We start from the raw sequence: 20894 nt of genomic DNA, 5'->3' as shown, positions 1-20894 counted from the left end.
TCTCGGCGAGTACGCGGTGACGCGGTTTGACGGCGGGCGAGCCCTACCGCTTTACTACTACCCTAGTAAAGCAGGGAGGCTCGATGTTCCACTTCCGGCTCGACACCGGCTCCGGCGTACCGCCGTATCTGCAGCTGGTCCACCAGGTCCAGCAGGCTGTCCTGCTGGGTTTCCTGCGACCCGGTGACCGCCTGCCCCTGATCCGGGAGGTCGTCGAGTCGCTGGCCATCAATCCGAACACGGTGGCGAAGGCATACCGCCAGCTGGAGCAGGAGAACCTCGTCACCGGCCGGCCAGGCCACGGCACGTTCGTCAACGACGCGCTGCCGGCTGCGGTGCCCCCGGCCACCTACACCTCCTTGCGGAGCGGCCTGCAGACCTGGCTGCGGAGGGCGTACGCCGCAGGGCTGGACGATCAGGCGATCGCCGCGCTGTTCGCCAGCGTCCACCACCAGACCAAGACGACTGCGGAGTCAGCATGACGGCCCACCCCGCGCTGCGTACCAGGAACCTCGGCAAGCGGTACCGCAAAGCCTGGGCCCTGCGCGACTGCACCCTGGAGCTGCCCCCCGGCCGCGTCAGCGCCCTGGTCGGCCCGAACGGCGCCGGCAAGACCACCTTGCTGCGCCTGGCGGTCGGGCTGCTCACGCCGACGACGGGATCGGTCGAGGTGTTCGGCGAATCGCCCGCCACCAACAGTGTGCGGGCCCTGACCCGCATCGGTTTCCTCGCGCAGGACCACCCGCTCTACCGCCAGTTCACCGTGGCGGACCTGCTGCGCTTCGGCCGCTCCTGCAACGTACGCTTCGACCACGGGCTGGCCGCGCGACGCCTGACCCAACTGGGCATCCCGTTGCACGCCCGCGCCGGCGCGCTCTCCGGCGGGCAGCAGTCCCAGGTGGCGCTCACGCTGGCGCTGGCCAAGCGACCCGAGCTGCTGGTCCTGGACGAGCCACTGTCCAGCCTGGATCCGCTGGCCCGGCAGGAGTTCCAGCGGACCCTGATGGGCGCGGTCGCCGACAGCCAGCTGACCGTGTTGTTCTCCTCCCACGCCATCCACGAACTGGAACGGGTCTGCGACCACCTCGTGGTGATCAACCACGGCCGGGTCGTACTCGACGGCGACATCGACTCGCTGCTGGCCGAACACCGGCTGCTCCTGGGTCCACGGGTCGGGGCGGACCCTCACGGCCCGTCCGTGGTCGAGGTCAGCCACAGCGACAGGCACACCACCATGCTGGTACGCCAGGCGGCAACGCCGGTCATACCCGGCTGGCAGGCGAACCCCGTCGGGCTGGAAGAGCTCGTGCTGGCCTATCTGCGCCGGCCCGCCGGCCTCGACGCCGAACACCGGGAGCAGACCGCATGACGTGGATGATGTGGCGTCAGCACCGTACCGAGGTCCTGGCACTGACGGTCTTCGTCGGCGTCGTCGCGGTGGCGCTGTTCGTCCTCGGCCGGCCGATGCACGCCCTGTTCCCGATGGGTCCGACACACTGCCTGGTGCCACCGCTGGACCAGGGCTGCCGATCCGCGCTGGCCCGGCTACAGCAGGACCACGGCTACAGCACCACCGTGCTGATCCTGCTCAACTTCGTCCCGTACGCGATCGGCGGTTTCCTCGGTGCGCCGCTGCTCGCCCGGGAGCTGGAGGCGGGCACCTGGCAGCTGGCCTGGACCCAGGCGGTGCCGCGCCGGCGCTGGCTGACCGTCAAGATCCTGGTACTCGGCACCGTCAGCGTCCTTCTCGCGGCGGGACTGTCCACGGTGGTCGCCTGGTACCGGCAGCCACTCGACCTGCTGGGCGGGTTCGACATCACCGGCTTCGACCTGACCGGAGTCGTGCCCATGGCGTACGCCCTGTTCGCGTTCGCGCTGGGCGTCGCAGCCGGGCCGGTGCTGCGCCGCAGCCTGCCGGCCGCCGCCGTGGCGTTCGTGGCATTCCTGGCCGTACGCTTCACCGTCGCCGGCTGGATCCGCCCGCACTTCCGCACGCCGGTCACCCACGTCCAGGCCTTCGTGCCGGGAGCGGGCGACATCACCGACGGTACGACCAGTGCCCGGGACATGGTCCTCGACCAGGGGTTCGTCGACGCCAACGGCCGCCACATCACCGGCCTCGACGCCGTGATCATGGAGGGAAGGGCCCGGGAGGGGGGCGGCGACCCCACCGTCTACCTCCACGACCACGGCATCCAACGGTGGGCTGTCTACCAACCCGTCGAACGCTACTGGACCTTCCAGGCCATCGAGACCGCCACGTTCGTCGCGCTGGCCCTGCTGTTGCTGGCGCTGGTCTTCTGGCGGATCCGCCGCCCCACGTTCTGACCAGATGGTCCCACCGGGATCCCAGAGGGAACGGGTCAGGAACTGCCAGTCGCTTCCACGGCGCTTCCGTGGGTTTGAGCGGCGACCATGGTGACGAGGGTGTCGATCAACTCTTCGGCGGTGGTACGCCATTTGTCGCCTTCGAGCTGACCGGTGAGTTCCATGCCGGCGATGCCGTCGGCGCTGGCGAGGAGCAGTGCGGCGTACCGGCGGGCGTGGTGTTCGCCGGTCACGTCGGCGACTATTCGAAGGGATTCGTGGGCGCCGGCAGTCGCCTAACCAGACCTGAGGGTGAGCAGGGTGATCTCGCTCGGCGCGAAGATCCGGAATGGTGGGCCCCAGAAACCGGTCCCCCGGCTCGTGTAGAGCTGGGTCCGACCGTGCCGGCTGAGGCCCTGCACGACCGGCTGGTCGAGCCGGACCAGGTAGTGGAACGGCCACATCTGGCCGCCGTGGGTGTGCCCGGACAGCTGCAGATCCACACCGGCCGCGACCGCGTCGTCGATCTGCTTCGGCTGGTGCGCCAGCAGCAGCACAGGCAGCTGCGGGTCGGCGCCGGCCAGCGCCGCCGCGTGGTCGGCGCGGTGACCGGCCACGCCCGACGCGGCGGCGGTCACGTCGTCGACCCCGGCCACGACGAGCCGTGCGCCGCCCCGCTCCACCACGAGGTGCCTGTTGTGCAGAGGCTCCCAGCCGAGGGTCCGCATGTGGTCGACCCAGCCCTGCGCCTGGCCGTAGTACTCGTGGTTGCCCGTCACGTACACCCGGGCCAGCCGGGCCTGCACGGTGCCCAGCGGCGCTGCCTGCGCCCGGCGCTGGTCGACCGTGCCGTCGGCGATGTCGCCGGTGTGGCAGACGATGTCGGGGGCCAGGTCGTTGACCACCTCGATCGTGCGGGCGGACCAGCGGGCCCGGTCGATCGGGCCATAGTGGGTGTCGGTCAGTAGCACGACCCGGACCCCGTCGAGACCGGCACCCAGCCGGTCGATGGTGATGTCCACCCGCCGGACCCGGGGCACCCGCATCGCCTCGGCGTACCCCCAGATGGCCAGGACGACCGAGACGAACGCCGCACCGACCGCCACGGCCCGGGACCGGACCGGATCGGCGACTCCCGCCACGGCGAGCGGGAGCCGGAGCACGTTCGCGATCAGCGTCCAGACGAACAGGATCCAGACCAGGCCAAGCAGTGAGTCCGCGATGCGCGCCGCCGAATCCAGCCGCCGGCGGCCGTGCCCGAGATACATCAGAACGGGGAATGCGACCACCGCGACCACGAACACGGCCGTGCCGGCGTTCACCACCGGCGTCGGCCAGCGCGCCGCCACCGTCAACGTCCACCACGGCAGCCCGAACAGCAACGCCAGGACCGCGATCAGCGTCGCCCCGGACAGCAGAGGTCGCAGCAGCCCTCGCGCCGGCCGCACCTGTACGGCATCGCCAGAAGCCATCGTCGTCCTCCCGTCGGGGTCCGTGCAGCATGACACGCCCCGGGCTGGATCGACCATGCCGGCAACCTGCCCACCGGTGGCGTGACCGGTGTGCCGGCGACCTGGCAGCTCAGGGTGGCGGGATGTCGACCAGGCGGCGCAGCAGGGCGCTGAACTGGGCGCGTTCGGCCACTGTGAACCGGTCGAGCAGGTCGTTCTGGGCGGCGTCGACCAGTGTGTCCATCTCCCGCATCCGGGCGGTTCCGGCGTCGGTGATGTGAACGACGTTGCGGCGCCGGTCCACCGGGTCGGGTTCCCGGCGGAGCAGGCCGTCGGTCTCCATCCCGCTCAGCGTGGTGACCGCGTCGCCCCGGTCGATGCCCAGCCGGCGACACAGCTCTGCCTGGCTGATCCCGCCGAACTCGTCGAGCGCGGCAAGGATGCCGTACCGCATCCGGTCGCCGGGGCGGTCCAGGTGCGTCCCGACGACCCGGTTCGCGCGGGCCGCCCCGTGGTGGAGCAGCCAGGAGGTCAGCCGCCGGAGCCGAGCCGGCGGGGCCCCCGGCTGCTGAGCGGGTTCGTGCTCACTCACCCGACCAGTGTAGCTAAACGTTGGACTTCCAACGACCTGGCGATTATCGTTGGTTGTCCAACGATCTGTGATGGGGCGGCGATGACAGTGGGCAGCGCGGGACGGACCCCCACCACGGCGGTTCCCGCCCCGGTGTGGCGGGTCGCGGTCGTCCTGGCGTCCGGTTCGGTGATGACCGGCCTGGACACCTCGCTCGTCAACGTGGGCATCGAGATCATCGGTCGGGAACTGGACGCCTCACTGACCGAGATGCAGTGGATCAACAGCGGCTACCTGCTCGCCCTCGCCGCGGCCCTGCCCACCTGCGGCTGGGTCAGCCGGCGGATCGGCACCGGTCGGCTCTGGCTCTGGGCGCTGGCCGGATTCACCCTCACCTCCGCGCTCTGCGCGCTCGCCCGCAGCGCCGACACGCTCATCGCCGCCCGGGTGCTCCAGGGGCTGACCGGCGGACTGCTCATCCCCACCGGAATGGCCATCCTCGGTCAGGTCGCGGGGAGCGGACGGATGGGTCGGGTGATCGCCGTGTCCAGCGTGCCGGCCATCCTGGCCCCGGCCTTCGGCCCGATCATCGGCGCCCTACTCATCGACAACTTCTCCTGGCGCTGGATGTTCCTGGTCAACGTGCCGATCGGGATCGTCGGGCTGCTGGTGGCCCTGCGGGTCGTTCCGCGTGGTGCGGCCGGTCGGGCCGCCCGGCCGGACGTGCCGGCCCTGTTCCTGGTCGCCCTGGGGCTGCCGCTGCTCACCTACGCCGTCACCGCAGCGATGGACCGGCGCGGGCTGTTCGCGGCGGCCGTGCTGGCCCCACTGGCGGTCGCGCTGGTCGCGCTCGTGCTCTTCGTCCACCGGTCGCTGCGCGCCGCCGAGCCGCTGATGGACCTGCGACTGACCAGGGATCCGGTCTACGCCGCCGCCGCCAGCACCATCTTCTTCTCCAGCGCGGCACTCTTCGGAGGGCTGATCGTGATGCCGCTGTACTTCCAACTCGCAATGGCCAGGGGCATCATCGACACCGGTCTGCTGCTGATGGCGTTCAGCCTCGGCGCCACGGTCACCTTCCCGGTCGCCGGACGGCTGACCGACAGACACGGCGGCGGCATCGTCACCGTGGTCGGGCTCGTGGTCACCGTCGCCGGCACCGTCCCGATGGCGGTCCTGCCGTCCGATCCGAACGTCGTCCTCGTCGAGGCCCTCCAGGTGGTCCGGGGTGTCGGCCTGGCCCTCGCCGGATCCCCGGTGGTCTCCGCCGCGCTGGCCCGGGTCCGGTCCCACCAGATGCCGGACGCCAGTGCGCAGGTGAACATCCTGTCCCGGGTCGGCGGCGCCGTCGGCAGCGCGCTCTGCGTCGTGGTACTCGCCGACGCGCTGGCCGACGCCCGATCCGAGGTCGAGGTCGCCGCGGCGTTCCGGAGCACCTTCTGGTGGCTGACCGGGATGGCCGCCGTCGCCCTCGTCCTCGCCACCTGGCTCACCCGGGCGCAACGAGGCGCCCGCCGGACGGGGCCGAAGTGACCCGGGCACCGCTGAGCACGTCCAACAATCAGGAGGTCAACCAATGCGTATCGGCATCATCATCGGCAGCACCCGCCCGGGACGGCGGGGCGAGGCGGTGGCGCAGTGGGTCCACAAGCTGGCCACGCAGCGCGGAGACGCCAGCTACGAGATCGTCGACCTGGCCGACCACGACCTGCCGCACCTCGACGAGGCGGTGCCGGCGGCGATGGGACCGGAGAACTACGTGGGCGACCACACCAGGCGCTGGGCGGAGACCATCTCGCGCTACGACGGGTACGTCTTCGTCACCCCGGAGTACAACCACTCCTACCCGGGCGTACTGAAGAACGCCATCGACTACCTCTACTCGGAGTGGCGCGACAAGTCGGCCGGCTTCGTCGGGTACGGCCTCCACGGCGGGATCCGGGCCGTCGAGCACCTGCGGCTGGTGCTGGCGGAGCTGCACGTCGCCGGTGTCCGTGACCAGGTCACCCTGAACTACTTCACCGAGTTCGGCCCGAACGGCGAGGTGCTGCCGGCCGAGCACCAGGAGCCCATCCTGCACCGGATGCTGGACCAGGTGGTGGCCTGGGGCGGCGCCCTGGCCACGCTGCGCCAGAAGTGACCGGCCGGTGGGGTGCCGTCGACGACGGCACCCCACCGTTGCGCTGCCGGTGACGCTCCGGGACGTCCACGGGGCGTCCGGCGGGAGCTACCGTCGCCACTTCTCGGCGGCCCGGCGCCGCTGGTCGGTCTGCCGTAGATCCGCTTTCCGTCCGTCGGCACCGGTGAGTTGCGGGTCGAGGTCAACCGACGGGTGGCGCTGGCCGACCTGCCCGCGCTGCACGCCCAGGCCGGCGCGGGTGAGTTGTCCGGCAAGACCGTCGTCCTCGCCCCTGCGGCCTGACCTGCTCCCGCCGCCCTCCCCGTCCGGTCCACAAGGGATGCGCTGACCGCCCACGCGAGGGTTGGGGCGTTCTCCGGCGGGGAATGAGACGGAGCCCAGTCCCGGAGGGAGGAGAGGCGATGGGATCGGCCATTGGGCCCGCCGCTCGGACCGGGGTGCCGGCGTCGCCGCCTTCGGGCCGCATCTTCGGTGCCAACTAGCTCGCCTTCGTCACCGGGACCGGGCTGTCCTCCGTAGGTAACGCCGCCTGGTACATCGCCCTGTCCTGGACCCTGGCCAGCACCGTCAGCCCGGACGTGGCAGGACTGCTGCTGGCGCTGGCCACGCTGCCCCGCCTGGCGGTGCTGCTGTACGGAGGGGCTGTCGCCGACCGGCACAGCCGCCGGAAGGTGATCATCGTCAGCGACGGTGTCTCCGCCGTCGTCATGGTCGGCGCGGCCGTCGCGCTGCTGGGCGGTGGCCCGTGGTGGGTGCTGTTACTGGCTGCGGGGGCGCTATCGGTGACCGGAGCGTTCTTCGTCCCCGCCTCGGCCGCGCTGCGACCCCAACTCCTGGCCAGGGACGATCTCATCCGGGGCAACGCCCTCTACTCCCTGGCGTTACGCGGCGGGCAGGCGGCGGGTGGACCGGTCGGCGCCTATGCGCTCGCCCTGGGCGGGGCCTGCTGGTCGCGCTGGTCAACGCCGTCTCGTACCTGTTTTCGATGGCTGCCGTCGCTGCCACCCGCCCTCTTCCCACGCCCCCGCTGAAGTCGGTGCCTGAGCAACCCTCCCGCGCCGGGGCTTCCGGTGTCCGCGCCGGTCTGGCCTACGCCTGGCGGCACACCCGGCTGCGGAGCCTGATGTTCGTGCTGTTCCTCAACGAGCTGAGCTGCGCGGGGGTGCTCAACGTCGGGCTGGCGTTGTTCGCCCGCGACCGCGGGCTCGACGAGGGCGGTGCGGGGCTGCTGCTCACCGGCTTCGCTGTCGGCTCGGCGATCGGTGCTCTCGCCCTGATCGTGGTGCCGGCCCGGCGGGCGGCCGGGCCGGTGTTCGGCGTGGCGCTGCTCGTGCAGGCCGCGCTGCTCGTCGCACTGTCCGCAGCGGACTCCACCGCCCTCGCGGTGGCGATCTTCATGGCGCTCGGCGCGCTACTCGGGGTGACCGCCAGCCTGGGCACGTCCCTGTTGCAGTCGTGGTGCGATCCGCAGTACCGGGGCCGGGTGCTGGCGGTGCTGGCGCTGGTGGCGTTCGCCTCGATCCCCCTCGGCAACCTGCTGATCGGCGTCCTGGCGGCGCGCTTCGGCATGGCCACGGCCCTGCTCGTGCACGCGGTGATCGCGGTGGGTGCCGTCACCGTGTTCCTGTCCCGCGCCGCGCTACGCCGCGCCGCCCTGTAGCAGTGGCCCGGGGTGCCCGACTGGGCTACCGACCGGCGGGGGCGTCGGATGGCGGCTCGGTGAAGTAGTCGCGGAGCACGGCGATCTGCCCGGCGCGGAGTCGGAATATCTGCACGAGCGACATCGTCGTCTGCTGCCCGTCCGTCCCGTCGAAGGCGACGTCGATCTCGGCGATGAACACGTCGGGGTCCGGAGTGTCGTGCAGGAGGTGGGCGGAGCGCGTCAGGTTCACCGTGCCCTCGGGGGTCGGAAGCTGGTGGTAGGCGTTGGTCCCGGCCCGGATCGCCGCCCGACCGACCAGTCGGCCGTGCAGCGGATGGCCGGCGGGAACCAGCGGTGCTTCGTAGACGCCGTCCTCGGTGAACAACGCGGCGATCGCATCCGGGTCCCGGGTGACCGCACCGGCGTAGACGTACCGTTGGAAGATTTCCTGGTGTGTGAGGTCCACCCTCCAGTTTAGCCTGCGGACGAGCCGGAGCGGGGGGACGCCGAACGACGACGGCCCGACGCGGAGAACCCTTCCGCGTCGGGCCGTCGTCGTTCGGGTGGGGTCAGCTGGCCGCGCAGGTGGCGGTCGCACCGGGGCCGGTGCCGTTGCCCTGGAAGCCGAAGTTGGTCGACTGCCCGGCACCGACCTGCCCGTTGTAGCTCACGTTGGTGAACCGGACGGTCCCGCTGGTGCCGCTGGACTGTGCGCTCCAGGTGCTGGTGACGCTGGCACCACCGGGCAGGTTGATGCTGACGTTCCAGCCGTTGAGGGCGGTGGCGCCGGCGGTGACCGTCACGCTCGCCGTGAAGCCGCCGTTCCACTGGTTGACCACCACCGACGCGGTGCAGCCGTTGCCCGCAGGCGGCGGGGTGGTGGGCGGCGGCGTGGTGGGCGGGGCCGTGGTGGGCGGCGGGGTCGTCGGCGGGGCCGTGGTGGGCGGCGGGGTGGTCGGCGGGGTCGTCACGGGCGGGTTGGGTGCGCCGTTGGCCAGGCTGAAGGCCAGGTCGGGCTGGAACGAGCCGGCGGTGTAGCGGCAACCGTCGGCCTCGCCCGGCGGCTTCACCCACAGGTACGCGTCGATGTTGTTGTCGCCGGTGTTGGTCGTCGGGTACTGCCCGATGCGGCGGTCGGTGTTGTCGTCGCCGCACCAGTCACCGCTGGCACCGCCGTTGCGGCTGGTGTCGATGACCTGACGCTTGCCCGACAGGCCCATGCCGTTGAGGGCGTTGATGACGTTCCGGCCGAAGTTCGCCTCGCTGGAGGTGGGGTTGTAGTTCGACACGTTGGTGAAGAAGCCGTCGGCGTACTGGACGCCGGCCGCGCGCAGACGGTTGGCCGTCTCGCTGGGGCTGTTCCAGGTGGAGTGGCCGCCGTCGAGGTAGACCTTGGCGTTGGGGTTGGCCGCCTTGAGGGTCCGGGTGGCCGTCGAGATCGCCTGGTTACGGGCGTTGATCTCGTTGCTGTTCAGGCAGGTCAGCAGGGCGAGCGAGTCGGTCTCCAGGATGATGATGACCGTCTGGTTGCCCAGCCCCCGGGCGAAGTTCGACACCCAGGTCTGGTACTGGTTGAGGTCGGGTGCCCCACCGGCGCTGGCCCCACCGCAGTCCCGGTTGGTGATCTCGTAGATGGAGAGCACCGGGATCTGCCGCGCGGAGTTGGCGGCGCCGACGAACGACGCGGCCTCGGACTGCGCGGTCGACGGGTTGAAGTTGGCGAACCACCGGGCCTGCGGCTGGCTGGCGATCTTGTCCCGGATGACGCCGACCCGCGAGTCGCCGGGGTTGGCGGAGACCCAGCGGACGACGGCCGTGGTCGGGTCACGGTAGAGCGGTCCGGATATCGTCCCGGCGGAGGCGGTGCCGCCGGCGAGGCAGACGCCGGCGGCGGTGACGCCCGCGACGGCCGCCACACTGAAGGCCGCCACCGATCTGCGGCGGAGCGAGGAGAGGGTAGCCACGACGTATTGCCTCCTGGTCACATAGATGTTTCTACATGGGAGCGTTCCCACGACGGTAGCCGAGGCACGCGCCGCTGCCAAGACGTACGGCCCGCTCATTGGGGCATCGACCAACTTCACGGTCCGGACGGGCCGGGCGGCAGCGTACCGCCGGTGTGGAGGCCCGGCGACGGGAACGGAAGGCGGCCCCGCTCACCGGGTCACGGCGTGTGCACCCGGTCGACCTTGACGGTGAGCACGACGCGCTGCTGCCCGCCACCGCCGAAACCGGGATAGGGACGGCCGAGGTATCTCCGGGACAACTCGTCGATGTGCTCGCGGGCACCGGCGGTGGCGATGTCCACCACGCTGCCGCGCAGCGCCCAGTACCGGGCCGGGGCGGCGGGGTCGGCGACGCCGAGGGCGACGCGCGGGTCGCGCCGGACGTTGCGGGTCTTCTGGTGGGTGTCCACGGTGTTGACGAGGACGTGTTCGCCGTCGGTGCCGACCCAGGTCTGGGAAATCTGCGGTGACCCGTCCGGCATGAGCGTGGTCACGAAACAGATCGCCGTGCCGCGGAGGACCGCGGTCAGGTCGTCGGGGAGAGCCGTCATGGGCTGCGCCTTCATCTCGGGGTGTGGTGGTAGAGCCGGGCGATGACCGACTCCTGCGGCGGGTCGTCGGACAGGTCGGCGCCGCGCAGGCCCGCCAGGGCGATCCGCAGCGCGCGCCGCCACAACTGCGGGGCGAAGGCGCGGGAGGCGTCCATGACGCTGCCCACCATCAGGTGTACGGCGGCGAAGTCGGCCGGGGTCGCGCCGGCCGGCAACTGCCCGGCCCGTACGGCCCGGTCGACGAGGCCCGCCACCAACGGGGTCATCCGCTCGTGCGCCCGCTGCACCTGGGCGGTGGCCTGGTCGCGCCCCCGGAGCAGCTCCCCCAGCCCCCGGCTCTGCGCCTCGATCTCCAGTTGCCGTTCGAGGAACCAGGTGAGCCCGGTGAGGGCGTCGTCGTGGCGCGCGGCCTCCTCGGCGAAGCTGACGACCCGGTCGATGTGCTCGCTGAACAGGGCGTCCAGCAGGTCCTGCCGCTGCGGGAAACGGCGGTAGACGGTGCCCATCCCGGTGCCGGCCGCCCGGGCGATGTCCTCGTACGACACCTCCAGGCCGTTGGTGGCCATCAGCGCGTACGCGGTGCGCAGCAGCAGTTGACGGTTGCGCTCGGCGTCGCGGCGCAGGGTGGGGGGCGGATCGCTCACCTGCCGGAGCCTAGCCAAATGGAATAAAAATTCCAAGTGGAAGAAGCATTCCACATCATGGTTGCGCCGAGGCCCGCCCCACCTCCCGGCGCCGGATCGGGGCGACATCGCCCACACACGGCGACAGCGCCCACACACGGCGACAGCGGCACCGCCGTCGTGCGCGGTACCGCTGTCGCCGGGGGGCAGGCGGCCCCGACCCCTGCCGCGTGCCGACCCGCCCTCGTCGGAGGGGTTCCGTTACGGCCGCAGAGCCTGCGCGGCCGGGGTCCAGGTCGACTCGTTGCTGACGTCGGCGACCCTGATCCCCTGGGCGATCTTCTTCAGCTCGGCCACCGGCAGCTTGTTGCCCAGCCCCATCCCGCTGACCTGGAGCACGACCGAGCCGTTGGCGTTCCAGATGTTGCAGAAGCCGCCGCCTGCGGCGTCGCCGCCCGGGACCGGCCGGTCCGAGCCGGGGTAGCACTTCGTCACGCCCGGCTCCGGGGACTGGTTCGAGCTGCTGCCCGGCGTGACGAAGATGTGGAAGCCGTCCTTGATGCCGTTCTCGGTCGCGTCGTACGGCGCGCTCAGGCCCGAGGTGGGCGCGGCCGGCCGGGTGTACGTCGCGCCACCGAAGTCACCGGCGCGGGCCGCGGCGATGCCGCTGAGGCCGGGCATGGCGTGCGTGCCGGACTGCAACGGGCGGTAGCCGGCCGGCACGTAGCCGACGGTGAACGGCACCGTGGCCGGCTTCGGCCGGCTGGGCTTCAGACCGCCGACCAGGCCGCCGAGGTCCTGGAAGCTGGGCGAGGCGACGGAACCGGAGATCGACGTCACCGCCGCCCAGGCGTCGGGCGCGTACTCCCAGGCGAGCAACTTGTTGCCCTCGTCGACCGGCTTGCTCGGGTCGAGGCCGACCGGCAGGGTCGCCTGCACGGCCTTGTGCCCGGCCACGGTGACCTTCCGGCCGTTCTTGATCCCGGCCGGGTCGAAGACGCCCGGCCGGTAGACGGTCAGGTACGCCCACAGGCTGGGCTTGCCCCCGGTGGCCCGCTTCTTCTGCTCGATCTCATCGCCGCGCGCCTCGATCTCGTCGGCCGTGACCGGCTTGTCGTTCGAGATGTGGCCGTCGGAGTAGACCGAGGCGATCTGGTAACCGACCGACGCGACGATCGGGTCCTGCACGTGCAGCGGGCCCGCGTCGTACCCCTTGAAGGTGAAGGTGAACGGCGGGGCGTCGGCCCAGCGGGCCTCGGCCGGGCCGGCGGCCGCCACACCCACCGGGGGCGGTGCGGCAGTGGTGCGCTGCCCGGCGCCCAGGGTCGGCAGGGTGAACGCACCGGCGACCGCGACCACGACGAGACCGGCCACCCCGGCCGACGCGAACCCGGCCCGGCGACGCCGCTGCGCCCGCCGCCCGGCCGCGACGATGTCGTCGGCGGTACGCGTCATCGGCGGCTCCTCCCCCGTCACGGCGTCCACCAGCTCATGCAACTGCATTGGTCCACTCCTCTGTCGGCTTCCCGGTGAGATTGATGCGTTCGGCGGCGAGTGACTCGCGCAGCTTCGCCAGACCACGGGAGACCTGACTCTTGGCCGTCCCCACCGTGCAGTCGAGGACGCCCGCCGTGTCCTCCAGGCTCAGACCCAGGTAGTGCCGCAGCACCACGGCGGCCCGCTGCCGGGCCGGCACCGCGTCGAGCGCCGCCCGCAGGCGCATCCGCTCGTCGGTCGCGTCGGCCGGGTCCCGCAGCGCGAGGTCCGGCATGGCGTCGCCGGCCGACCGCTCCCGCCGCCAGGGCCGCCGGGTCTCGTCGATCGCGGCGCGGTAGACCATCGTCTTGACGTACAGGTCCGGTCGGTCCAGCTTCCGCCACCGGGGGTAGAGCTTGACCAGGGCGTTGGCCACGGCATCCTCGGCCGCGTGCCAGTCGCCGCAGGTCATGTACGCCAGCTTGCGCAGCGACGCCATCTGCGACGTCACGAACTCGCGGAACGCTTGTTCGTCTTCGGCTTTCAAGTCGACTGCCTCCTCGTGACGGAGGTAGAACGGAGCCACCGGGCCGGGGAGTTGCACGTCCGGCGAAAGTAGTTGCCGAACCACTACGCGTAGCGAAGGCGGCCGCCCGCTACCCCGCAGGGCGGATCCCGGCGGGGTAGGGCCAGGCATACCGGAAACGCTACGGCCAGTGGGCTGGGTCGGCCGGTGTCGCCCTGACAGGGTTCGAGCATGACCTCGCCCGTACCTCTGCACCTGGCGACGGCGCTGCGCCGACGCGACTACCTGGTCTCCCCGTGGCCGTGGCGCGCGCTGGCGTACCTCGCCACCACCCTGCCGGTCGCCGGACCCCTGTCGATCGGCCTGCTCGTCGTCGGGGCACCCCTGCTGGCGGTGCTCAACGCGGCACGCCAGGACCGGACGGTGGAGCTGCCCATCATCGTGTTCCTCACCGTCGTCGCCCTGACGGTGCTGGCGTTGGCCCCGATCGTCAGCGTCGCGGTGGCCCCGGTCGAGCGGTGGCGGCTGCGTCTGGTCGACCCGCGCCCGCTGCACCGGCCCCGCTTCACCGATCTGGTCGCGCGCTACACCAGCGCCGGCGCCTGGCGGGAGGTCGGCTACACCTTCCTGCTCGGCGGCCTGGTGCCGCTGGCGTACTGGCTGCTGTTCCTGGTCGTGCTGCTCGACGGGACGCTGGTCGCCAGCCCTTGGCTGGTCGGCGACGCCGACTCGGTCACCGTGGTCTGGACCACGATCGACACCGCCCACCAGGCGATCCCGTACGCGGCCGTGGGCGTCGTGTGCGTCCCGGCGCTGGTGTACCTGGCCGGCCTGCTCGCCGCCGGCCAGGCGACGGTGGCCCGACGGCTGCTCGACGGGTCCGCCGAGACCACGGCGCTGCGGGAGGTCACCCGGTCCCGGGCCCGCCTGGTCGACGCGTACGAGGCCGAACGTCGCCGCATCGAACGGGACGTGCACGACGGCGCGCAGCCCCGCCTGACCAGCCTCACCCTCCAGCTCGGCCTGGCCCGGCTGGACGTGCCCGACGACTCCCCCGCGGCCCGGCCGTTGGCCGTCGCGCACGAGCAGGCCAAGGGGCTGATGGTCACCCTCCGGCAGATCGTGCAGGGCATCCGCCCGCAGCACCTCACCGAACTCGGCCTGGCCGGCGCAGTCCGGGAACTGGCCGGGGCGGCCACCATCCCGGTCGACGTCCACGCCGACCTCGGGCAGCCGCTGCCGGAGGTGGTCGAGACCACCGCCTACTTCGTGGTGTCCGAGTCCCTGGGCAACGTCGCCCGGCACGCCCGGGCCAGCCGGGCCGAGGTGCGGCTGACCCGGTCCGCCGGCAGTCTCGTGGTGGAGATCGGGGACGACGGGTGCGGCGACGCCGACCCGGCCCGGGGCAGCGGACTGACCGGGCTCGCCGACCGGGTCGCCGCCGTCGACGGCCGGCTGCTGCTGTCCAGCCCGCCCGGTGGTCCTACCCTGGTGCGGGTGGAGCTGCCGTGCCCCCGGTGACCCGGGTCGTGCTCGCCGAGGACGGGGTGCTCCTGCGGGAGGGTCTGGTCGGCCTGCTGAGCCGGTTCGACTTCACGGTGGTCGCCGCCGTCGGCTCCGCCCCGGAGCTGCTGGACGCGGTGGACGCGCACGAGCCGGATCTGGTGGTGACCGACATCCGGATGCCGCCGCAGCACCGCGACGACGGGCTACGGGCCGCCGTCACCGCCCGCACCCGGCACCCGCACCTCGCGGTGGTGGTGCTCAGCCAGCACGTGCAGGCCGAGTACGCCTCGGCGCTGCTCGACAGCGGTGACCGCCGCCGGGTCGGCTACCTGCTCAAGGACCGGGTCGCCGACGTCGCCGAGTTCGCCGCGACCCTGCGTCGGGTCACCGACGGCGGCACGGCCATCGACCCCGACGTGGTACGGCACCTGCTGCACCGCCCCCGCGACCCGCTCGCCGCCCTGTCGGCCCGGGAGCGGGAGGTGCTGGTGCTGCTGGCCGAGGGGCACTCCAACACTGCGATCGCGGCCCGGCTGCACGTCACCGAGGCCGCGATCGGCAAGCACGTCGGCAACATCCTGGCCAAGCTGGACCTGCCGCCCAGTGACGACACCAACCGTCGGGTACTCGCCGTCCTCACCTACCTGCGTACCGGCCCGGCCCGGTGACCACTGCGGGGTCGGGCGTCGCCGCCAGCGGGTCACCGACGGCCCCGGGCAGGTCCACCACCCGGGTCGCCCAGCGGGCCAGCAGGGCCGGGTCGTGGGTGATCAGCAGCACGCCGGCGGAGTGCCGGCGCTGGTAGTCGGTGACGACGGCGGCGACGTGGGCCTGGGTGGAGGCGTCGAGCATCGCGGTCGCCTCGTCGCAGAGCAGGTGGTCGGGCCGGTGCGCGAGGGCACGGGCCAGGCAGGCGCGTTGCAGCTGCCCGTCGCTGACCGCGTGCGGACGCCGGGTGAGCAGGTCGGGGGTGAGCCCGACCAGGTCGGCCAGTTCGGCGGTACGGGCGGTCGTCGCCGCGGTCGGGGTGCCGGTCGCCCGCAGCGGTTCGGCGATCAGGTCGGCCAGGCTCAGCCGGGGGTCGCTGGCGGCGCGGGGGCTCTGGAACAGGATCGCCACGCGGGTCCGCACGGCGGCCGGCACCCGGTGACGGACGCCCCCGACGGGCCGCCCGTCCAGGGTCACCCGACCGCTGTCCGGGGCGTGCAGGAGGGCCAGCACGCGGGCCAGGGTGGACTTGCCGCTGCCGGAGGGCCCGCGCAACCCGACCGTCTCGCCGGGGGCGATGTGCAGATCGACGCGGTCGAGGACGCGCTGCCGACCGAAGTGGACGGTGATCTGGTGCGCGGCGAGTCCGGTGGGGGCCACGGCCGTGGTGTCGGGTGGGCCCGTCGGGTCGTCGACGGTGGTCGTCATGCCGGTGCCTTCGAGGTGAGCGGGTGGTGGCAGGCGAGCCGCCCCCCGCCGTCGGCGGCGAGGCGGGGTGGGGTGTGGCAGGCGTCCGTGGCCCGGGGGCAGCGCGGGGCGAAGGCGCATCCGGCGGGCAGGTCGGTGAGCATCGGCGGATGGCCGGGCACCGGGGTGAACGCCCGGTCGGGCAGGGCGTCGAGCAGTCCGGCAGTGTAGGGGTGGGCGGGCCGGTCGAACAGGTCCGGGGTGGGGCGGTGTTCGACGATGCGGCTGGCGTACATCACGGCGACGGTGTCGGCGACGCGGCGGGCGGCGGCGAGGTCGTGGGTGATCAGCAGCACGGCGGCCCCGGTGTCGCAGCGGCGGCGCAGCAGGTCCAGGGTGTGGTCGACCAGCGGGCGGTCGAGGCCGGTGGTGGGTTCGTCGGCGAGCAGCAGCGGCGGGTCGGGGGCCAGCGCCAGGGCGGTGGCCAGCCGCTGGGCCATCCCGCCGGACAGTTCGTGGGGAAAGCGGTCGAGGTCGGTCGGGTGCAGGCCGACGTCGGCGGCGACCCGTTCGGCGGCGTCGGCGGCAGCCCGGCGGGGGTGGCCGTGGGCGCGCAGGGTCTCCGCCAGCAGCCGCCGGCCGGTGCGCACGGGGGTGAGGGCGGTGGCCGGGCTCTGCGGGACGAGACCGACGGCCCGACCCCGGACCTGCCGGGCGAGGTGGCGCTCCCCCACCGCGATCAGGTCGACCGGGTCACCCGCCGTCGGGTGCAGGCGGGCCCGCCCGGTGACGGTGGCGTTGCGGGGCAGCAGGCCGAGCAGGGCGTGCGCGAGGACGGACTTGCCGCAGCCCGACTCGCCGACCACGGCCAGCAGCTCGCCGGGGTGCAGGTCGAGACTCAGGTCGCTGACGGCGTGCACGACGGTGTCGCGGAGCCGGAAGCGGACGGTGAGCCCGTCGACCGCCAGCAGGGCGCGTCGGCGGCCGGTGCCGGCGGGGGCGGTCGTGGTCACAGCTGCAACTCCGCTCGTACCCGGGGGTCGAGGCGGTCCCGCCAGCGGCCGGTGAGCGCGGCGAGGGCGAGGGTGACGGTGACCAGGGCGAGACCGGGGACGATGCTGGCCCACCAGGCACCGGTGAGCAGGGACCGCTGACCGTCGTTGATCATGTTGCCGATGGAGGCGAGGTGCGGGGGCAGGCCCAGGCCGAGGAAGGACAGTGCTGTCTCGTGCCAGACGGCATGCGGGACCATCAGCGTGGTGGCCAACGCGAGGCGCGGGAGCACGTGCGGCAGCAGGTGCCGGGTGAGCACCCGGGCCCGGCCCGCCCCGCCGGAGACCGCCGCGTCGATGAACGGGCGGCTGCGCAGGCTGAGCAGTTCGGAGCGGACGATGCGGGCGGTGGACAGCCAGTGCGTCAACGCGATGGAGGCGACGACCGCGCCGAGGCTGGGGCGCAGCATCGCCACGATGAAGATGCCCAGCAGCAGGTGCGGCAGCGCGGCGATGGTGTCCACGACGCGCATCAGGGCCCGGTCGACCCGCCCGCCGACGGTGCCGGCGACCGCGCCGACGAGGCCGCCGATGACGGTGGCGACCAGGGCGGCGACCGCGCCGACGAGCAGCGAGACGCGTAGCCCGTAGAGGCTGCGCAACGCCACGTCACGGCCGAGGTCGTCGGTGCCGGCCAGGTGGTCGGGCGAGGGTGCGAGCCGGGTCCGGGCGAGGTCGACCGCGCTCTGGTCGAGCGGCCAGAGCAGAGGCGCGAGCAGGCAGGCGACGACCGCGGCGGTGAGCACACCGGCGGCCAGCACCACGCCGGGACGACCGCCCCGCAGCAGGGTCGACAGCCGACGCGACGGCCGTCGCCGGGCGGGCCTGGTGGCCGGTGCCGGGGCGGGCGTGGTGGCCGAGGGCGGGGCGGCCGAGGGCGGGGCGGGCGTGGTGGCCGGTGCCGGGGCGGGGGCGGGGTCAGTCATCGAGGCGTACCCGGGGGTCGGCGGCGGCGTAGCCGAGGTCGGTGGCCAGGTTCGCGGTCAGCACCACGACGGTGGTGGCCAGGGTGGTGGCGGCCAGCAGCGGGAAGTCCGCGCCCAGCGCGGCCTGCACGGTGACCGCGCCGAGGCCGGGCAGCGAGAACACGGTCTCCACCAGCACCGCGCCGCCGACGAGTTCGGGCAGGTGGGTGCCGACCAGGGTGAGGAAGGGCAGCAGCGCGGTCCGCAGCGCGTGGCCGAACAGGACGGTACGCCCGGGCAGCCCCCGAGCGCGGGCGGCCAGCACGTGGTCGTCGCGCAGGCTCTCGGCGACGGCGTCCCGGACGAACAGCACGAACCACGGGGCCTGGGAGATCGCCAGCACCGTCACCGGCAGCACCAGGTGCCGGGCCACGTCGGCCGGGTCGGTGCCGGTGGCGGTGAGGTCGGTGAGCCCACCGGCGGGCAGCCAGCCGAGGGTGAGGGCGAACAGGGCGATCGCGGCCAACCCGATCCAGAACACCGGCATCGACTGCACGGCGTACGCGACGGACCGCAGGGCCCGGTCGAACCAGCCACCGCGCCGGTACGCGGCGAGGGTGCCGAGCAGCACGCTGGCCACCAGGACGAGGGCGAGGGCGACACCGACGAGCAGCAGGGTCCAGCCGGCGCGGGCGGCCAGCACGGAGGTGACGGGTTCGTGCCGGCTGGTGGACCAGCCGAGGTCACCGCGTAGCAGGTTGCCCACCCAGCGGGCGTACTGCACCGGCAGCGGATCGTCGACACCCCAGTTGGCGCGCAACTGCGCGAGGTTCTCCTCGGTGGTGGTGAAGGCCGCCGCGCCCGCGTACTGCTGGGCGGGGTCGATCGGGGAGGCCGCGCCGAGGGCGAACATGCCCATGCTGGTCGCGGCGAGCACCGGTACGGCCACCAGCAGCCGGCGGCGGATCACCACCCCGGCCCCGGCCAGCCGCCGACGTCGCACCCGTGGCGGGCCGGTGGGTGGGGCCTTCGTCGTCACGGTGTCTTCGTCCAGGTGTGCACGTTCCACCAGATGCTGTTGGCGACGTCGTGCTCGTGCGGCTCGACCCGGGGCGTCACCCCGGTCACGGTGTCCCGCACCACGTAGGTGTGTTGCAGGTAGGTGAGGAACACCCACGGCACGTCGGCGGCGAGCTGCCGCTGGAAGGTGGCGTACGCGGCCCGACGGGCGGCCGGGTCGGCGCTGTCCCGGCCGGCCTGCAACGCGGCGTCGACGGTGGCGGACCGGTAGGAGCCGGGGTTGAAGAAACCCTGCCCGGCGAAGGCCGACCCGAACAGCTTGAACGAGACGAAATCCGGGTCGTACGGCGTGCCGTACCCCATGATCAGCGCGTCGGTCTTCATCCGGGGGGTGATCGCGTCCCAGGTGAGGCCCTGCGGGCTGACGGCGATGCCGATCTTCCTGGCGTCGGCGGTGACCGCGAGGGCGAGTTCCTTGCGCAGGCTGTCGGTGGCCGGGTACATCAGGGTGAACGCGGCCTTCCGGCCGGCCCTGGCCCGGATGCCGTCCGCGCCGGGCGTCCAGCCGGCGGCGTCCAGGATCGCGGTGGCGGCGGCCGGGTCGGCGGCGGGCCGGCCGGCGACCGACGCCTCGACGAACTCCGACGAGGGCGGCACCGGCCCGAACGCCGGTTCCCCCGCCCCGCCGAGCACCCCGGTCACCATGGCCTGCCGGTCGACCGCCGCGTTCAGCGCCCGACGGACCGCCAGGTCGCCCAGGACCGGGTTGCCCGTCGGAAGCATCACCCCCCGGTAGTCGGCGGTGGGGACCCGATGCACCCGGTGGCCGCCCAGCCCGTCGAACCCGACCGCGAGCTTCGGCGGCAGCTCGGCCGCGTCGAACTCCCCGGCCCGCATCCGTTGTGCGCGCACGTTGTCGTCGGCGACGAACGCCACCACCACGCCCGGGTTCGCCGGCTTGCCGCCCCAGTACCGGTCGTTGGCCGCCAGCACCAGCCGGTCCCCCGGCGTCCACGACGTCATCCGGTACGGGCCGGTGCCGATCGGCCTGCGGTTGAACTCCGCCTTGTTGACGTCCTGCCCCGCGAACGCCTTCGCCGGGACGACACCCAGCGCCAACCGTTGCAGGAACGGCGCGTACGCGTGTTTCAGGGTGAAGACCACGGTGGACGGGTCGGGGGCGGCGACGGAGGCGAGCATGTCCAGGTCCGAACGCAGCGTCGAGTCGACCTTGGGGTCCAGCACCGCCTGGTAGGTGAAGACCACGTCCTGGGCGGTGAGCGGGCTGCCGTCGTGGAAGAGCACCCCCTCGCGCAGGGTCGCCGTGACGGTCCGGCCGTCCGCCGACACCTGCGGCAACTCCCGCGCCAGGGCCGGCACGAGCTGGTTGCGGGCGTCCCGGGCGACCAGTCCGTCGAAGATCAGCGACGCGCCGTCGGGGCCGTAGTTGAGCACCGGGTTGAGGGTGTCCGGCTCGCCCGCGGTGGCCACCACCACGGTGCCGCCACCGCTCGTCCCGCCGGCCGACGGGACCGGGGACGAACAGCCGACGGCGGCGAGCAGCGCGACGCCGACCACCGCCGACACGCGTACGGACCGGGGCTTGACCATGACGTACTCCTGGGATTGTCCGGTGCGGGGCCGGCGGCTCGGGCGGTGCCGTGGGAGCGCCTGTCGGCTGCGGGCCGGTCGGCGGATCAGCGGGGCGGACAGCGAGGCGGGG

The 20894-nt window shown here is 72.9% G+C and carries 21 protein-coding genes and 1 pseudogene; 8 read left to right on the top strand and 14 right to left on the bottom strand.

The features are described from left to right. Window positions 1–83: 83 nt before the first annotated feature. The 3 genes from J7462_RS22895 to J7462_RS22885 are packed head-to-tail and all read left to right on the top strand — an operon-like array spanning window position 84 to window position 2328. Window positions 84–482 carry a GntR family transcriptional regulator gene (locus J7462_RS22895; protein WP_219466379.1) on the top strand — a complete coding sequence of 133 codons (399 nt, stop codon included), beginning with the start codon at window positions 84–86 and terminating at the stop codon, window positions 480–482. Then, window positions 479–1369 carry an ABC transporter ATP-binding protein gene (locus J7462_RS22890; protein WP_219466375.1) on the top strand — a complete coding sequence of 297 codons (891 nt, stop codon included), beginning with the start codon at window positions 479–481 and terminating at the stop codon, window positions 1367–1369. The genes J7462_RS22895 and J7462_RS22890 overlap by 4 nt, the downstream gene beginning before the upstream one ends. After that, a complete protein-coding gene (locus J7462_RS22885) occupies window positions 1366–2328 on the top strand; it encodes an ABC transporter permease subunit (protein ID WP_219466374.1) in 963 nt (320 codons plus the stop codon). Before J7462_RS22890 ends, J7462_RS22885 begins: the two co-directional genes overlap by 4 nt. 35 nt (window positions 2329–2363) lie before the next feature. On the opposite strand, the gene J7462_RS22880 is transcribed toward J7462_RS22885, so the two are convergent. The 3 genes from J7462_RS22880 to J7462_RS22870 form a co-directional block, all read right to left on the bottom strand. Beyond that, window positions 2364–2561 carry a hypothetical protein gene (locus J7462_RS22880; RefSeq protein WP_219466371.1) on the bottom strand — a complete coding sequence of 66 codons (198 nt, stop codon included), beginning with the start codon at window positions 2559–2561 and terminating at the stop codon, window positions 2364–2366. A gap of 42 nt (window positions 2562–2603) precedes the next feature. Next, entirely contained in the window at window positions 2604–3779 is a 1176-nt protein-coding gene (locus J7462_RS22875) for a metallophosphoesterase (RefSeq protein WP_219466367.1), read from the bottom strand. 109 nt (window positions 3780–3888) lie between these two features. Beyond that, window positions 3889–4350 carry a MarR family winged helix-turn-helix transcriptional regulator gene (locus J7462_RS22870; RefSeq protein ID WP_219466365.1) on the bottom strand — a complete coding sequence of 154 codons (462 nt, stop codon included), beginning with the start codon at window positions 4348–4350 and terminating at the stop codon, window positions 3889–3891. Between the two features lie 81 nt (window positions 4351–4431). On the opposite strand from J7462_RS22870, the gene J7462_RS22865 reads away from it, so the two are divergent. From J7462_RS22865 to J7462_RS33720, 3 genes and pseudogenes are all read left to right on the top strand, one after another. Further along, window positions 4432–5862, top strand: a complete 1431-nt coding sequence (locus tag J7462_RS22865; RefSeq protein WP_219466363.1) for a DHA2 family efflux MFS transporter permease subunit — start codon at window positions 4432–4434, stop codon at window positions 5860–5862. Between the two features lie 43 nt (window positions 5863–5905). Beyond that, the gene (locus J7462_RS22860) at window positions 5906–6469 is read left to right on the top strand and encodes an NADPH-dependent FMN reductase (protein WP_219466361.1); all 564 of its coding nucleotides are present in this window, start codon (window positions 5906–5908) and stop codon (window positions 6467–6469) included. Between the two features lie 509 nt (window positions 6470–6978). Next, window positions 6979–8129: pseudogene (locus J7462_RS33720) on the top strand (MFS transporter); the annotation flags it as partial. A gap of 25 nt (window positions 8130–8154) precedes the next feature. Here J7462_RS33720 and J7462_RS22840 read toward each other — a convergent pair. The 6 genes from J7462_RS22840 to J7462_RS22815 form a co-directional block, all read right to left on the bottom strand. Then, window positions 8155–8577: a nuclear transport factor 2 family protein gene (locus tag J7462_RS22840; protein ID WP_219466358.1), complete on the bottom strand. Its 423-nt coding sequence runs from the start codon at window positions 8575–8577 to the stop codon at window positions 8155–8157. A gap of 103 nt (window positions 8578–8680) precedes the next feature. Beyond that, a complete protein-coding gene (locus J7462_RS22835; RefSeq protein ID WP_308290996.1) occupies window positions 8681–10075 on the bottom strand; it encodes a glycoside hydrolase family 6 protein in 1395 nt (464 codons plus the stop codon). Between the two features lie 200 nt (window positions 10076–10275). Next, window positions 10276–10668, bottom strand: a complete 393-nt coding sequence (locus tag J7462_RS22830) for a PPOX class F420-dependent oxidoreductase (RefSeq protein WP_219466354.1) — start codon at window positions 10666–10668, stop codon at window positions 10276–10278. An 11-nt stretch (window positions 10669–10679) separates the two neighbouring features. Then, a complete protein-coding gene (locus tag J7462_RS22825) occupies window positions 10680–11312 on the bottom strand; it encodes a TetR/AcrR family transcriptional regulator (RefSeq protein WP_308290995.1) in 633 nt (210 codons plus the stop codon). Between the two features lie 240 nt (window positions 11313–11552). Beyond that, window positions 11553–12794 (bottom strand): hypothetical protein, encoded by a 1242-nt coding sequence (locus J7462_RS22820; RefSeq protein WP_219466347.1) that lies wholly within the window; start codon window positions 12792–12794, stop codon window positions 11553–11555. Further along, window positions 12781–13314, bottom strand: a complete 534-nt coding sequence (locus J7462_RS22815) for a SigE family RNA polymerase sigma factor (RefSeq protein WP_208565688.1) — start codon at window positions 13312–13314, stop codon at window positions 12781–12783. Before J7462_RS22815 ends, J7462_RS22820 begins: the two co-directional genes overlap by 14 nt. 210 nt (window positions 13315–13524) lie before the next feature. Between J7462_RS22815 and J7462_RS22810 the strand changes: the two genes are divergently transcribed. After that, window positions 13525–14814 (top strand): sensor histidine kinase, encoded by a 1290-nt coding sequence (locus tag J7462_RS22810; RefSeq protein WP_219466339.1) that lies wholly within the window; start codon window positions 13525–13527, stop codon window positions 14812–14814. Next, window positions 14802–15467 (top strand): response regulator transcription factor, encoded by a 666-nt coding sequence (locus J7462_RS22805; protein WP_219466336.1) that lies wholly within the window; start codon window positions 14802–14804, stop codon window positions 15465–15467. The genes J7462_RS22810 and J7462_RS22805 overlap by 13 nt, the downstream gene beginning before the upstream one ends. Here the strand turns inward: J7462_RS22805 and J7462_RS22800 are convergent. The 5 genes from J7462_RS22800 to J7462_RS22780 are packed head-to-tail and all read right to left on the bottom strand — an operon-like array spanning window position 15436 to window position 20782. Then, window positions 15436–16215, bottom strand: a complete 780-nt coding sequence (locus J7462_RS22800; protein ID WP_219466333.1) for an ABC transporter ATP-binding protein — start codon at window positions 16213–16215, stop codon at window positions 15436–15438. The genes J7462_RS22805 and J7462_RS22800 overlap by 32 nt on opposite strands. Beyond that, entirely contained in the window at window positions 16212–17207 is a 996-nt protein-coding gene (locus J7462_RS22795) for an ABC transporter ATP-binding protein (RefSeq protein WP_219466330.1), read from the bottom strand. The genes J7462_RS22800 and J7462_RS22795 overlap by 4 nt, the downstream gene beginning before the upstream one ends. Next, window positions 17204–18172 carry an ABC transporter permease gene (locus tag J7462_RS22790; RefSeq protein WP_255597849.1) on the bottom strand — a complete coding sequence of 323 codons (969 nt, stop codon included), beginning with the start codon at window positions 18170–18172 and terminating at the stop codon, window positions 17204–17206. The genes J7462_RS22795 and J7462_RS22790 overlap by 4 nt, the downstream gene beginning before the upstream one ends. Continuing rightward, entirely contained in the window at window positions 18165–19190 is a 1026-nt protein-coding gene (locus tag J7462_RS22785; RefSeq protein WP_308290994.1) for an ABC transporter permease, read from the bottom strand. Before J7462_RS22785 ends, J7462_RS22790 begins: the two co-directional genes overlap by 8 nt. Continuing rightward, the gene (locus J7462_RS22780; protein ID WP_219466328.1) at window positions 19187–20782 is read right to left on the bottom strand and encodes an ABC transporter substrate-binding protein; all 1596 of its coding nucleotides are present in this window, start codon (window positions 20780–20782) and stop codon (window positions 19187–19189) included. Before J7462_RS22780 ends, J7462_RS22785 begins: the two co-directional genes overlap by 4 nt. Window positions 20783–20894: the final 112 nt, after the last annotated feature.

Origin of the sequence: Micromonospora sp. RL09-050-HVF-A (genome assembly GCF_019374995.1) — a bacterium.
Lineage (GTDB): Bacteria > Actinomycetota > Actinomycetes > Mycobacteriales > Micromonosporaceae > Micromonospora > Micromonospora antibiotica.
This window is presented reverse-complemented; position numbering and strand designations above follow the sequence as displayed.

Excerpts from the sequence above, each read along its gene's own strand:
- J7462_RS22830 (WP_219466354.1), bottom strand. The coding sequence starts at position 10,668 with ATGACGGCTCTCCCCGACGACCTGACCGCGGTCCTCCGCGGCACGGCG.
- J7462_RS22810 (WP_219466339.1), top strand. The coding sequence starts at position 13,525 with ATGACCTCGCCCGTACCTCTGCACCTGGCGACGGCGCTGCGCCGACGC.
- J7462_RS22780 (WP_219466328.1), bottom strand. The coding sequence starts at position 20,782 with ATGGTCAAGCCCCGGTCCGTACGCGTGTCGGCGGTGGTCGGCGTCGCG.
- J7462_RS22875 (WP_219466367.1), bottom strand. The coding sequence starts at position 3,779 with ATGGCTTCTGGCGATGCCGTACAGGTGCGGCCGGCGCGAGGGCTGCTG.
- J7462_RS22820 (WP_219466347.1), bottom strand. The coding sequence starts at position 12,794 with ATGCAGTTGCATGAGCTGGTGGACGCCGTGACGGGGGAGGAGCCGCCG.
- J7462_RS22860 (WP_219466361.1), top strand. The coding sequence starts at position 5,906 with ATGCGTATCGGCATCATCATCGGCAGCACCCGCCCGGGACGGCGGGGC.
- J7462_RS22790 (WP_255597849.1), bottom strand. The coding sequence starts at position 18,172 with ATGACTGACCCCGCCCCCGCCCCGGCACCGGCCACCACGCCCGCCCCG.
- J7462_RS22895 (WP_219466379.1), top strand. The coding sequence starts at position 84 with ATGTTCCACTTCCGGCTCGACACCGGCTCCGGCGTACCGCCGTATCTG.
- J7462_RS22800 (WP_219466333.1), bottom strand. The coding sequence starts at position 16,215 with ATGACGACCACCGTCGACGACCCGACGGGCCCACCCGACACCACGGCC.
- J7462_RS22890 (WP_219466375.1), top strand. The coding sequence starts at position 479 with ATGACGGCCCACCCCGCGCTGCGTACCAGGAACCTCGGCAAGCGGTAC.
- J7462_RS22885 (WP_219466374.1), top strand. The coding sequence starts at position 1,366 with ATGACGTGGATGATGTGGCGTCAGCACCGTACCGAGGTCCTGGCACTG.
- J7462_RS22865 (WP_219466363.1), top strand. The coding sequence starts at position 4,432 with ATGACAGTGGGCAGCGCGGGACGGACCCCCACCACGGCGGTTCCCGCC.